Here is a 12909-nt window from a genome sequence, read left to right on the forward strand (position 1 = left end):
ACCCATGTACGGACGCAGGGCCCGTTTGGGCGTCATCGTCCCGTCGACCAACACCACGGTCGAGCCGGAGTTCGCCGCCCACGTCCCCCGGGACGTGGCGGTGCTGGCCACCCGGGTGCCGGTCGCGGAGGTGGCCGCCGAGCAGGACAAGGTCGCCAGCCTGCTGGCGATGCACGACCACGTCGAGCGGGCCGCGGCCGAGCTGGCCGGCGCGGGCGTCGCCGCCATCGCGTTCGCCTGCACCTCGGGCAGCTTCCTCGGGGGCCGCGACCCCGACCAGGTGATGTGCGACGAGCTGACCCGCCGGCACGGCCTTCCCGTGGTGACGACCAGCAGCGCGCTGGTCGCCGCCCTGGCCGCCCTGGCGGCGCGGCGGCTCGCCGTCGCCACCCCCTACGTCACGTCCGTCGCGGACGGTGCGCAGTCCTACCTGGTCCAGGCGGGGTTCGACGTGGTGTCCCGCCACGACCTGCGCATCCTGTCCAACCTGGACAAGGGCAGGCTCGAACCGACCGAGTCCTACCTGGCGGCCCGGGAACTGGACGTGACCGACGCCGACGCGGTCGTCATCAGCTGCACGAACTGGCGCACGCTGGACTCGCTGGCGGCGGTCGAGGCCGACACCGGGCGTCCGGCGGTGAGCAGCAACCTCGCCACCCTGTGGGCGTTGCTGCGGCTGGCGGGCGTCGAGGAGCCGTTCAGCCCCGGCACGGCGCTCACCCGCGCCGGGCTGCCCGACGCCGCCCGCGCGCAGTGGTCGGCGCGCACCGCGGCGGGGGTGGTGACCGGTGGCTGACGACGCGCACGACCCCGGCCGCGCGCTCGTCGCGCTGGTGACCGGGGCGACCGGCGGCATCGGCACGGCGCTGTGCGCCGAACTGGCCGCGCACGGCTACACCGTGGTCGCGGCCGACCTGGACGGCGGGCGACCGCCCGGCGCGCGGCACGCCGTGACCCTCGACCTGCGCTCCGGCGAGTCCTGCCGGGCCGCGGTCGAGGAGACCACCGAGCGGTGCGGCCGGCTGGACCTGCTGGTGAACAACGCCGGCATCAACGCCCGCGGGCGCACCGAGCACATGCCCGAGGACGTCTGGGGCGGCGTGGTGGACGTCAACCTCAACGGCACGTTCCGGATGTCGCAGGCCGCCTACCCGGCCATGGCCCAACGGGGCGGCTCGATCGTCAACCTCGCCTCCACCGGCGGCCTGGTCGCCATCGGCGGCTCGGCGGTGTACGGCGTGACGAAGGCGGCGATCGTCCACCTCACGAAGGTCCTGGCCGTCGAGTGGGCGGCGGTGGACATCCGCGTCAACGCCGTGGCGCCCACCATCGTGCCCTCGCCGATGACCGCCGACGTGCTGGACGACGCCGAGTACATGGCGGCCAAGATGGCGACCATCCCGCTCGGGCGGGTCGTCGCTCCCCACGAGGTCGCGGCGGCCGTGCGCTGGCTGGCGTCGACCGACGCGGCGATGGTCACCGGCCACACGATCGCCGTGGACGGCGGGGTGAGCGTGCTGTGAAGACCTCTCCCGACCCCATCGCCGGCGCCGTCGCGGTGACCGGCGCCGCGGGCCCCGGCGCCACCGGGCCGCGCCGCCCGCGCACCCGCCGCCCCGTGCTGCGCTACGTGCTCAAGCGCGTGGCCATCGTCCCCATCTCGCTGTTCGTCCTGGGCAGCGTGTCGTTCGTGCTGGTGTTCTTCATCCCCGGCGAGCCGGCGATCACCATCCTGGGCGACTTCGCCACCCCCGAGCAGGTGGCCCACGTCAACGCCCAGCTCGGGCTGGACAAGCCGCTGTGGGACCGCTACCTGTCCTTCTGGGGCCACCTGCTGCAGGGCGACCTGGGCCGGTCGTTCTTCACCAACGAGCCGGTGCTCGACGAGATCGGGCGGTTCCTGCCGAACACCGTCGAGCTGGTGGCGATGGCGCTGCTGGTCGCGATCTCGCTCGGCCTGGTGATCGGCGTGCTCGGCGCGTACTTCGCCCGCCGCTGGCCGGACCGCGCGATGAGCGGCGTCACGTCCGTCCTGCAGTCGGTGCCGGACTTCTTCCTGGCCCTGGTCGGGATCTACGTGTTCTTCTTCCTGCTCGGCTGGGCGCCGCCCCCGATCGGCCGGCTGCCGGTGGGCGCGAGCGGCGACCAGCCCTCGTTCCTGATCCTCGGCAGCCTGTTCAGCGGCGACTGGGTCACGCTCGGCACGGCGCTCCAGCACGCGGCGCTGCCCGTGCTGTCACTGGGGCTGGTGTACTCGTCCTACTTCGCCAAGACCGCCCGCGGCAGCATGGGCACGGCGCTGACCACGCCGCAGGTGGAGTTCGCCCGGGCGTGCGGCCTGCGGGAGCGGACGGTGGTCCGCTACGCCTTCCTCGCCTCGCGCACCACCGTGATCACCTACGTCGCGATCCTGTTCGGCTCCCTGCTGGGCGGCGCGGCCATCGTCGAGCGGGTGTTCAACTGGCGCGGCATGGGCCAGTGGGCGCTGGACGGCGTGCTCAAGGTCGACGTCCCGGTGATCCAGGGCTTCGTGGTCACCGCCGGCCTGATGACCCTGACCCTGTTCCTGCTGCTGGACCTCGTCGTCCTGTTCCTCGACCCGCGGGTGAGCTATGAGTGACCGACTCGAGACCCGGGCCGGCTCGACCGCCTGGACCTTCGTCCGCGCCAACCCCGGCATCGTGTTCGGCGGCGGTGTGCTGCTGGTCATGCTGCTGGCCGCGTTCTTCGCGCCGCTGCCGTACGGGCCGACCACCCCCGACCCGTCGAACGTGCTGCGGACGCCCTCGGCCGACCACGTCTTCGGCACCGACGCCAACGGCTTCGACGTGTTCTCCCGGGTCGTGGCCGCCGGCCGCAGCGATCTCCCGCTGGCCTTGTCGGGCACCCTGGCCTCGCTGGTGCTGGGTCTGCTGATCGGCCTACCGCTGAGCACGAAGAGCCGCTACAGCGAGGGGTTCATGCGGGCCCTGGACGCCTTCCAGTCGTTCCCGCTGATCGTGCTGTCGGTGACCATCGTGTCGCTGACCGGCAACAACATCCAGAACATCGTCTACGCCATCGTCATCATCAACGGGCCGCGCTTCATCCGCCTCATCCGCGGCGAGGCGCTGGCCATCCGCGACGGCAGGTTCATCGAGGCCGCCGTCGCGACGGGCGCGCGACCGCGGCGCATCGTGTTCCGGCACATCATGCCCAACGTGGTGGACGTGTGCCTGGTGCAGTGCTCGCTCACCGCGGCCAACGCGGTCATCGTGATCGCGGCGCTCAACTTCCTCGGCATCGGCGTGTCACCGCCCGACCCCACGTGGGGCTCGATGGTGCAGATCGGCGCGCAGGGCATCGCCACCGGCCAGTGGTGGGTGGCCATGTTCCCGGGGATCGCGATCTTCATCGCCATCGGCAGCCTCAACGTGCTGGCCAACGGCATCCAGCGCCGGGTGGAGGGGAGCTGACGTGCTCAAGGTTTCCGGACTCACGACGGAGTTCCGCGGCCGGGGCCGCACGGTCCGCGCCGTGCGGGACATCTCGCTCGAAGTGCCCGGCGGCACCGCGGTCGGTGTGGTCGGCGAGACCGGCTCGGGGAAGTCGGTGACGATCCGCTCGGTCCTGGGCCTGCTGCCCTCCTACGGCCGGGTCGTCGCGGGCCGGGCCGAGTTCGAGGGCCTCGACCTGATCACGGCGACGCGCAAGCAGCTGCGGCAGGTCCGGGGCGGGCGCATCGGGTTCGTCGCGCAGAACCCGTTCGGCTCGCTCAACCCGGTGCTGTCGATCGAGAAGCAGTTCGCCAACGTCGTCCGGGCGCACCGGAAGATGAGCCGCTCGGACATCCGGGACCTGGCCCTGGCGCGGCTGGAGTCGGTCCAGGTCCGCGGTTCCGAGCGGGTGCTGCGCGGCTACGCCCACGAGCTGTCCGGCGGCATGGCGCAGCGCGTGGTCATCGCGCTGGCCATGGTGCACGACCCGCCGCTGGTGATCGCGGACGAGCCGACCACGGCGCTGGACGTCACGGTGCAGCGCCAGATCCTGGACCTCATCCAGGCGCAGGTCTCGGCCGGGAACCGGTCGCTGCTGCTGGTCACGCACGACCTCGGGGTCGTGGCTCAGTACTGCCAGGAGGTCGTGGTGATGAAGTCGGGGCAGGTCGTGGAGAGCGGGCCGGTCGCCAGGGTGTTCGGCGAACCCGCCCACGACTACACGCGGCAGCTGCTGGCGGCGGTGCCGCCGGCCCCCTGGGAGTCGGCGCGGGCGGCGCGCGAGGAGGTGACGGGCGCATGAGCCTCATGGAACTGACCGACATCCGGCACGTGTTCCGCCGTGGCGGCAAGGAGGTGCACGCCGTCAACGGCGTCTCGCTCACCGTCGAGCCGGGCGAGACCGTCGCCGTGATCGGCGAGAGCGGTTCGGGCAAGTCGACGCTGGGCCGCATCGCCCTGGGCCTGATCACGCCGTCCGAGGGGCGGGTGAGCTTCGACGGCCGGGTGCTGAGCTCGCTGCGCAAGCCCGAGATGCGGGCGCTGCGCTCGAAGCTGCAGGTGGTGTTCCAGGAGCCCTACGAGTCGCTCAACCCGCGGATCAAGGTGGGTGACATCGTCGCCGAGCCGCTGATCGTGCACGCCGGCGGGCTGAACCGGAAGCAGCGGCGGGACAAGGTGGTGGCGATGCTGGAGCGGGTCGGCCTGACCGCGGAGCACGCCGAGCGCCTGCCCCGCAACCTCAGCGGCGGCCAGCAGCAGCGCATCGGCATCGCCCGCGCGATCATCACCGAGCCCAGGCTGGTGGTGCTCGACGAGCCGACGTCCTCGTTGGACGTCTCCGTCCGGGCCCGCGTGCTGGACCTGCTGCGCGACCTCCAGCGGGAGAAGGGCATCTCCTACGTGTTCATCTCCCACGACCTGGCCACGGTCGGCCTGATCAGCGACCGCGTCGCGGTGATGTACCTCGGCCAGGTGGTGGAGCAGGGCCGTACGGCCGACGTGCTGGGCAACCCGAAGCACCCCTACACCAAGGCGTTGATGTCGGCGACGCTGAGCACGGTGGTCGGCGAGATCCGCGAGCACGTGCCGCTGCGCGGCGAGATCCCCAACCCGTCGCAGGCGCCGACGACCTGCGTGCTCAGCGGCCGGTGCCCGATCGAGATCGCGGACTGCTCGAAGGGCGTCGTGCTGCCGAGGGCGGTGGCGCCGCTGCACGAGGTGGCGTGCCTGCGCGCCGAGCGCAGCGACGAGCTGATCCCCGCCGAGGGCGTGTGATGGGCGCCGGCTACCTGCGCGCGCCGTGGGGCCTGCTGCACTACCGGTGCGGGGGAGACGAGCCGCTCGCCGGGCAACTGGAGCGCGGCCTGCCGCTGCTGCTGATGTTCCACCAGAGCCCGCTGTCGTCCCGGCGCTACCGGCCCGCGCTCGACGGGCTGGCGCGGTCCTGCGTGCCGGTCGCCGTGGACACGCCCGGCTACGGCTCCTCCGAGGCGGGGCGCGGCGCCTGGGACGTCGACCGGTACGCGGACGTGGCCTGGTTCGTCGCCGACCACCTGGGGGTGCGCCGGCCCTGGCTGTTCGGACGTGCCACCGGCGCGGTGTTCGCCCTGCACGCGGCGGCGCGCCGACCCGGCCGCGCGGCCGGGGTGGTGCTGCACGGCGTCCCGGTCTACACCGAGCGGGAGAAGGCCGACCGGCTGGCGACGTTCGCCCCGCCGTGGGCCCCGGACGAGGACGGGGACCACCTGCGGTGGATCTGGGACCGGGTGCGGGGCGAGTACCCGTGGGCCGACGTCGGGCTGCTGACCGCGCTGGTGCGCGACTACCTCGACGCGGGCGCGGACTTCGCCCGGTCCTACCGGGCCGTCTGGCGGCACGACCTGCACGACTCCGCCCGCCGGGCCGGACCGGTCGACCTGCTGCTCTCGGGTTCCGCCGACCGGATCGCCGCCATGCACGAGCGGTCGGTCGCGGCGATCGGCCACCGGTGCGCGGTGGTCCTGCCCGGGGCCACCGACTTCCTCGCCGAGCAGGAGCCGGACAGGTTCCGCGCGGTGCTCGCCGACACGATCGACCAGAAGAGGGTGACCACCGGATGACCCGCGACCTGCCACCCCCGACACCGCCGTCCGGGCCGCTCACCGGCCTGCGGGTGATCGACGCCTCGACCATCCTGGCCGGCCCGCTGTGCTGCCGGCTGCTGGGCGACCACGGGGCCGACGTGATCAAGGTCGAGCACCCGGTGCGGGGCGACGGGATGCGCGGCCACGGGCCGGCCAAGGACGGCGAACCCCTGTGGTGGAAGGAGATCTCGCGCAACAAGAAGGCCGTCGCGGCATCGCTGTCCACCCGGGAGGGCGCGGAGGTCCTGCTCCGCCTCGTCGAGCGCTCCGACGTGCTGGTGGAGAACTTCCGCCCGGGCACCCTGGAACGCTGGGGCCTCGGCCCGGACGTGCTGTGGGAGCGCAACCCCCGGCTCGTCGTCGTCCGGGTCACCGGGTTCGGGCAGACCGGCCCGTACGCGCACCGGGCCGGGTTCGGCACGCTCGCCGAGGCCATGAGCGGCTTCGCGCACCTGACCGGGCCGGCCGACGCGCCGCCGACGCTGCCCGCGTTCGGCCTGGCCGACTCCATCTGCGGCATCGCCGCGGCGGCGGCCACCGCGATGGCGCTGTACGAGCGGGACGCGGGCGGCGGCGGCGTCGGCCAGGTGATCGACATGAACCTGCTGACCCCGCTGATGACCGCCGTCGGACCCGGTCCGACCGTCTACGACCAGCTCGGCGTCGTCGGCGCCCGGAACGGCAACCGCTCGGTGAACAACGCGCCGCGCAACACCTACCTGACCTCCGACGGCAAGTGGGTCGCGGTCTCCACCAGCGCGCAGAGCATCGCGGAACGGGTCCTGCGGCTCGTCGGCCACCCGGAGGTGATCGACGAGCCCTGGTTCGCCACCGGAGCCGGCCGCGTCCGGCACGTCGACCTGCTCGACGAGCACGTCGGGTCCTGGATCGCCGAGCACACCCGGGACGAGGTCCTGGCCCGGTTCGACGAGGCCGGCGCGGCGGTCGCGCCGATCTACGACGCCGCGGACGTCGTCGCCGACGAGCACGTGAGGAAGACGCGGATGCTGACCACCGTCAAGGACGACGAACTGGGGGACGTCCTCATGCACAACGTGATGTGGGGGATGTCCCGGACACCGGGCGCCATCCGGCACACCGGCCGGGCGAAGGGCGCGGACACCCGTGCCGTGCTGACCGACCTGGGCTACGCCCCCGACGAGATCGACCGGATGACCGAGCGGGGCGTGATCGCGTGACCGCCCTCGGCGCACCCGCCGTCGCCGGCTGGCTGACCGGCGCCCTCGGCGGCGGGGTCGAGGTCTTCGACCTCGGCCGACCCCTGTACCGGGGCATGCCGCAGTCGCCGAACCACCCGCCGTACTGGCACACCCTGCCCCGCAGGCACGGTGACGCGGTGCGCGCGGACGGCGGCTCGGCCGCGGCCGACCACATCTCGCTCGGCACCCACGTCGGCACGCACGTCGACGCGTTCTCCCACGTCTCGCACGACGGGCGGCTCTTCGGGGGCGTCGACGCGGCCGAGGCCCAGCGGGGCGGCTCGATGAGCGCGCACGGCGCGGAGACCATCGAGCCCATGTTCCGGCGGGGCGTGCTGCTCGACGTGCCCGGGGCGCTGGGGCTGCCGACGTGCGAACCCGGCTACGAGATCACCCCGGACGACCTCGACCTGACCGCCCGGCGCCAGGGCGTGGACGTGCGCGAGGGCGATGTGGTGCTGCTGCGCAGCGGCTGGGGCGCGCGCTTCGGCCAGGGCGGCCCGGCCGAGTACATCGGGCACGACTCGGGCGTGCCGGGCATCGGCGAGGCCGGTGCGCGCTGGCTGGCCGAACGCCGCGTGCACGCCGCGGGCGCGGACACCATCGCCTTCGAGTGCCTGCCGCCGGGCCGGGGGCACAGCCTGCTGCCCGCGCACCGCGTGCTGCTGGTGGAGCACGGCACCTACATCATCGAGACCCTCGACCTGGAGCGGATCGCCGCCGCCGCGGTCCACGAGTTCCTGTTCGTCCTGTCCCCGCTCAAGCTCGTGGGCGCCACGGGCTCCCCGGTCCGCCCACTGGCCGTGACCCCGAAGGCGGCGTCGTGACCGATCAGACCCTCAGCGCCGTCCTGGCCGAGTTCGCCGTCCGGCCGGGGCCGCTGCCCTCGGAGGTGACCGCGAGCGTCCGGGACCGGGTGCTCGACGTCCTCGGCCTGTGCGTCGGCGCGCGACAGCTCGACACGAGCGCGGCGGCCATCGCCTACGTCCTCGAACAGGGCGGGACGGGTCAGGCCCACGTCGTCGGAGAGGAGCAGCGGGTGCCGGCCGCGCTGGCGGCGCTGGCCAACGGCGTCCTGGCACACTCGCTGGACTACGACGACACCCACCTGCCCTCGGTGCTGCACCCGAGCGCCTCGGTGGTGCCGGCCGCGCTGGCCGCCGCGGAAGCGGTGCGCGCGGACGGCCCGGCGCTGCTCGCCGCCGTCGCGGTCGGGCTGGAGGTGTGCGTCCGGCTCGGCATGGCCGGCTACGACCACGCCACCAACAACTCGGTGTACTTCGAGCACGGGCAGCACGCCACCTCGATCTGCGGCGCGATCGGCAGCGCGGTGGCAGCCGCGGTCCTGTACGGGCTGGACGCCGCGGGGGTCGCGCACGCGATCGGCGTGTCCGCGTCGATGTCCTCCGGCGTGATCGAGGCCAACCGCACCGGCGGCACGGTCAAGCGGCTGCACTGCGGCTGGGCCGCCCACGCCGGGGTCAGCGCGGCGCAGCTGGTGCGCCACGGGTTCACCGGTCCGCCGACGGTGCTGGAGGGCAGGTTCGGGTTCTTCGAGGCGTTCCTGCACGGCCGGTTCGACGCCGACGCGCTCACCGACGGGCTGGGCGAGAAGTGGGAGGTGCCGAGGATCTTCTTCAAGCCCTACCCCGCCAACCACTTCACCCACACCATCGTGGACGCCGGGCGCGCGCTGCGGGAGCAGGGCGTGGACCCGGACGAGGTCGAGTCGCTGGTGATCGGCGTGCCCGAGCCGGTGGTGCGCACCGTCGGCGAGCCGATCGGCCGCAAGCGCGCGCCGAGCACCCCTTACGAGGCGCAGTTCAGCGGGCCGTACGCGGTGTCCATCGGCCTGCTCGGCGGCTCCGGCCTCGGCGCCTCGCTCGCCGACTACGCGCCCGACCGGCTGGACGAACCCCGCCGCAGGCGGCTGATGGCGTGCGCGGACGTGGTCGCCGACGAGGAGTGCACGGCGATCTTCCCGCACCAGTTCCCGGCCGTGGTGCGGGCGCGCACCCGCGACGGTCGCGAGTGGACGGCGAAGGTGCCGGCCAACCGGGGTGGCCCGGACAACCCGCTGACCGTCGAGGAGCTGCGCGCGAAGTTCCGGGACAACGCGCGGGAGCTGCTCGACGAGGACGCGGTGCGCGCGGTGGAGGAAGGCGTGGCGCGGCTGCCCGACGGCTTCCCGCCGCACGAGCTGCTCGCCCTCACCCGCGTCCGACCGGGCGCTTGATCAATGGTCGACACCGAGAAGGAGCACGCAATGGCGAACTACGACCTCATCCTGCACGACGTCGACCTCGTCCGGCCGGGCGTGGAAGGGGTCCGGCGCACCTCGATCGGCGTGCGGGACGGGAAGGTCGCCGCGATCTCGCCCGACCTGGACACCGCGGACGCCGACGAGGTCGTGGACGGCGGCGGCCGGCTCGCCTTCCCCGGCGTGGTCGACGCCCACCAGCACTGGGGCATCTACAACGAGCTGGGCGCGGACGCCGCGTCGGAGAGCCGCGCCTGCGCGCAGGGCGGGGTGACGACGGCCCTGACCTACATGAGGACCGGCCAGTACTACCTCAACAAGGGCGGCGACTACGCCACCTTCTTCCCCGAGGTGCTGGAGACCACGCGGGGCCGCGCGCACGTCGACTACGGGTTCCACCTGGCGCCGATGATGCGCGGGCACATCGACGAGATCCCCGAGCTGGTCGAGACGTTCGGCGTGTCGTCGTTCAAGGTGTTCATGTTCTACGGCTCGCACGGCCTGCACGGGAAGTCGGACGACCAGAGCTCGTTCCTGATGATCCCGGAAGGGGAGCGCTACGACTACGCGCACTTCGAGTTCGTGATGCGCGGCATCCAGGCCGCCCGCGAGCGGTTCCCGGAGCGCGCGGCCGAGATCTCGCTGTCGCTGCACTGCGAGACCGCGGAGATCATGACCGCCTACACCGAGCTGGTGGAGAAGGAGGGCGTGCTCACCGGGTTGGAGGCCTACTCGGCGTCGCGACCCCCGCACTCCGAGGGCCTGGCCATCTCGATCGCCTCCTACCTCGCGCACGAGACCGGGCTGACCAACATCAACCTGCTGCACCTGACCTCGCGCAAGGCGGTCGACGCCGCGTTGCGGATGGCGCGGGCGTTCCCGCACATCGACTTCCGGCGCGAGGTGACCATCGGGCACCTGCTGACGGACTTCCGCACGGCTCACGGCCTGGGCGGCAAGGTGAACCCGCCGCTGCGCGACCGCGACGACGTGGACGCGTTGTGGGAGTACGTGGCCGACGGCACGATCGACTGGGTGGTCAGCGACCACGCCTGCTGCCGGGACGAGACGAAGTTCGGCGACCCGCGCGACGACGTGTTCGTCGCCAAGTCCGGCTTCGGGGGCACGGAGTACCTGCTGGCGGGCCTGGTCACCGAGGGGTCGCGGCGCGGTCTGCCGCTGCACCGCGTGGCGGAGCTGGCGTCGGCCAACCCGGCCAGGCGCTACGGCCTGCGCGCCAAGGGCGACCTCGACATCGGCTACGACGCCGACATCGCCCTGGTCGACCCCGACCACCACTGGGTGGTGCGGGCGGAGGACTCGGAGTCGACCCAGGAGTACACGCCCTTCGAGGGCTTCGAACTGACCGCGAGGGTGACGGACACCTTCCTGCGCGGCCACCGGGTCCTGGAGGACGGCAAGGTGGTGGGCGACCCCGCGGGCCGCTACCTGTCCCGCCCGACCACCTGACGGCGAGACACCCCCGCATCAGGTGACAACAGCTCGTCGGAACCGGGGCGGCACGGGTTTCCCGGCCGCCCCGGCCACCGTTCTCAGGCGAGGTCGGCGTAGGCGATGACGTTGTCCCGGTAGTCGCCGGTGGCGGGGTCGAACGCCCCGCCGCAGGTGATCAGGCGCAGTTGCGGTGTGGTGGTCTCGCCGTAGACGGCGTCGGTGGGGAAGTGGTCCTTGGCGACGCGGTCGACCCGGCTGATGGTGAAGCTGACCGTGGTCCGGTCGTGGCGGGTGACCTCGACGCGGTCGCCGGGGCTCAGCGTCGCGAGGTCGTGGAAGATGCCGGGTCGGCCGTGGCCGTCGACGTGGCCGAGCAGGACGGCGGGGCCGGGGTCGCCGGGTGCGGGGCCGTGCTTGTACCAGCCGGCCTGGAGGGGCTGCTCCAGCGGCGGGACCTCGGCGGTGCCGTCGGCGTTGAGGCCGAGCGGGATGAGGCTGGAGCGGGTGCCGAGGGCTTGGATGCGCACCTCGACCGGTGCGGCGGCGGACACCTGCGGCGGTGCCGAGGTGGCGGGTTGCCCGGCAGCCTGCCCGGTGGGGCCGCCGTCGCCCGGTGACCGGAGCAGGGCCGTGGCGAGCAGGCCCGCGATCAGCAGCGCGGCCGCGGCCGCGGCGATGATCGCGCGGTTGCGGGCGGTCACGGCGCCACCGTCCCGTCACCGGTGTCCACGCCGCCGCGCGGGATGACGCTGACCTGGCGGTTGCCGGGCAGCGCCGCCGTCGGCGGCGGGCCGCCGGGGCTGGTCGGGGTGGTGCTCGTGGGCGGGCCGGTGGTCGGGGTGGCGCTGGGCGAGGGTTCGAGAATGATCACGTTGGTGCAGTCGGTGACCTTCCCCGCCCCGGCGTAGTCGGTGCCGTGGGCGGTGACGCACAAGGGGTGGTTGCCCACGTCCAGCGGCGGGGTCTCGACGGTGTAGCGGACCTGGCGGGGACCGGGCTGCGGCAGGGCCGGGGTGATGTCGGTGATCGGCAGCTCCGGGCCGCCGTCCACGGTCAGCGTCAGGCGTTGCAGCTCGGAGGGGAACAGCGTCCCCAACGCGGTCGGCAGGTCGCGGATGTCGGGCGCCTGGACGCAGGCGCCGCCGGTGGCGTCCGCCATGCGCTTGAGGCTGCGCGGGCCGCTGCTGCAGGTGGCGTCCGGGCCGAAGGCCACGGTGTGGATGTCGACCCGCTCGGGCACCGCGGCCAGCGCGCCCTCGAAGTTCTCCAGGGCGTGGTTGTCGCGCCCGTCGGACAGGAAGATCATGATCGACCGCGGTTCGGTCGTCGCGTTCGCGACCTCGGTGCCCACCCTGAGCCCTGCGGTGAAGTTGGTGCTGCCGTCCTGCCAGGGCAGGGCCGCCAGCACGTCGTGGAACCGCGGCCCCGCCGCGGGACCGGTCCAGGCGGCCTGCGCCGCGGTGGAGAACGCGACCAGGCCGGTGGCGCCCACCCCCAGGTACGGCTGCTGCGCCACCTGCCGGTGGAACTCGCCGACGGCCTGCTTCTCGGCGTCCCACCCCCTCTGGGTGAGGCTGCCGGAGCTGTCGAGCACGTACACCAGCGACGTCGTCGGCGTCGCCGCCTTCGTGCCGATCGACGCCGTGCCGACCACCGTGGTCGTGCCCTTGGGGATCACCGTGTCGGGTAACGGCGTCTCGATGTCCACCGCGATCCCGATCCCGCCGGGCAGGGTGCCGTCCACGGCACCCGCCGGCACACCGCCGGCCAGCACCAGCGCGGCGGCGACCAACCCGGCTCCGAGCCTTCTCATCCGTCATGTCCTCACGTCGTGGGAGTTGCCCTCCTCCAACGAGCGCTCGGAGTACGCGGAT

13 protein-coding genes are annotated in these 12909 nt (G+C 73.3%); 11 read left to right on the top strand and 2 right to left on the bottom strand.

Annotated elements, in window-relative coordinates; genetic code table 11:
* The first annotated feature begins 4 nt into the window (after positions 1-4).
* The 11 genes from IOD16_RS14370 to IOD16_RS14420 are packed head-to-tail and all read left to right on the top strand — an operon-like array spanning position 5 to position 11050.
* Positions 5-796, top strand: coding sequence for a maleate cis-trans isomerase family protein (locus IOD16_RS14370; RefSeq protein WP_201440459.1), 792 nt, complete (start codon positions 5-7; stop codon positions 794-796).
* Entirely contained in the window at positions 789-1523 is a 735-nt protein-coding gene (locus tag IOD16_RS14375; RefSeq protein ID WP_123741212.1) for an SDR family NAD(P)-dependent oxidoreductase, read from the top strand. The genes IOD16_RS14370 and IOD16_RS14375 overlap by 8 nt, the downstream gene beginning before the upstream one ends.
* On the top strand, positions 1520-2620 hold the full coding sequence (locus IOD16_RS14380) for an ABC transporter permease (protein ID WP_123741213.1): 1101 nt from the start codon (positions 1520-1522) through the stop codon (positions 2618-2620). The genes IOD16_RS14375 and IOD16_RS14380 overlap by 4 nt, the downstream gene beginning before the upstream one ends.
* The gene (locus tag IOD16_RS14385) at positions 2613-3455 is read left to right on the top strand and encodes an ABC transporter permease (RefSeq protein WP_201440460.1); all 843 of its coding nucleotides are present in this window, start codon (positions 2613-2615) and stop codon (positions 3453-3455) included. The genes IOD16_RS14380 and IOD16_RS14385 overlap by 8 nt, the downstream gene beginning before the upstream one ends.
* A 1-nt stretch (position 3456) precedes the next feature.
* Positions 3457-4278 (top strand): ABC transporter ATP-binding protein, encoded by an 822-nt coding sequence (locus tag IOD16_RS14390; RefSeq protein WP_123741215.1) that lies wholly within the window; start codon positions 3457-3459, stop codon positions 4276-4278.
* Positions 4275-5252 carry an oligopeptide/dipeptide ABC transporter ATP-binding protein gene (locus IOD16_RS14395; RefSeq protein WP_201440461.1) on the top strand — a complete coding sequence of 326 codons (978 nt, stop codon included), beginning with the start codon at positions 4275-4277 and terminating at the stop codon, positions 5250-5252. Before IOD16_RS14390 ends, IOD16_RS14395 begins: the two co-directional genes overlap by 4 nt.
* A complete protein-coding gene (locus IOD16_RS14400) occupies positions 5252-6076 on the top strand; it encodes an alpha/beta fold hydrolase (protein ID WP_201440462.1) in 825 nt (274 codons plus the stop codon). The genes IOD16_RS14395 and IOD16_RS14400 overlap by 1 nt, the downstream gene beginning before the upstream one ends.
* Entirely contained in the window at positions 6073-7299 is a 1227-nt protein-coding gene (locus IOD16_RS14405; protein ID WP_201440463.1) for a CaiB/BaiF CoA transferase family protein, read from the top strand. Before IOD16_RS14400 ends, IOD16_RS14405 begins: the two co-directional genes overlap by 4 nt.
* Positions 7296-8147, top strand: coding sequence for a cyclase family protein (locus tag IOD16_RS14410; protein ID WP_236594978.1), 852 nt, complete (start codon positions 7296-7298; stop codon positions 8145-8147). Before IOD16_RS14405 ends, IOD16_RS14410 begins: the two co-directional genes overlap by 4 nt.
* The gene (locus IOD16_RS14415) at positions 8144-9556 is read left to right on the top strand and encodes an MmgE/PrpD family protein (RefSeq protein ID WP_123741219.1); all 1413 of its coding nucleotides are present in this window, start codon (positions 8144-8146) and stop codon (positions 9554-9556) included. Before IOD16_RS14410 ends, IOD16_RS14415 begins: the two co-directional genes overlap by 4 nt.
* A gap of 30 nt (positions 9557-9586) precedes the next feature.
* Positions 9587-11050: a dihydroorotase gene (locus tag IOD16_RS14420; protein WP_201440464.1), complete on the top strand. Its 1464-nt coding sequence runs from the start codon at positions 9587-9589 to the stop codon at positions 11048-11050.
* 83 nt (positions 11051-11133) lie between these two features.
* Here IOD16_RS14420 and IOD16_RS14425 read toward each other — a convergent pair whose 3' ends face one another.
* Both IOD16_RS14425 and IOD16_RS14430 read right to left on the bottom strand, forming a co-directional pair.
* Positions 11134-11736, bottom strand: a complete 603-nt coding sequence (locus IOD16_RS14425) for a class F sortase (RefSeq protein ID WP_236594979.1) — start codon at positions 11734-11736, stop codon at positions 11134-11136.
* Positions 11733-12848 carry a vWA domain-containing protein gene (locus tag IOD16_RS14430; protein WP_201440465.1) on the bottom strand — a complete coding sequence of 372 codons (1116 nt, stop codon included), beginning with the start codon at positions 12846-12848 and terminating at the stop codon, positions 11733-11735. The genes IOD16_RS14425 and IOD16_RS14430 overlap by 4 nt, the downstream gene beginning before the upstream one ends.
* Between the last annotated feature and the right edge of the window lie 61 nt (positions 12849-12909).

This window comes from Saccharothrix sp. 6-C, from assembly GCF_016695385.1.
GTDB lineage: Bacteria > Actinomycetota > Actinomycetes > Mycobacteriales > Pseudonocardiaceae > Actinosynnema > Actinosynnema texasense.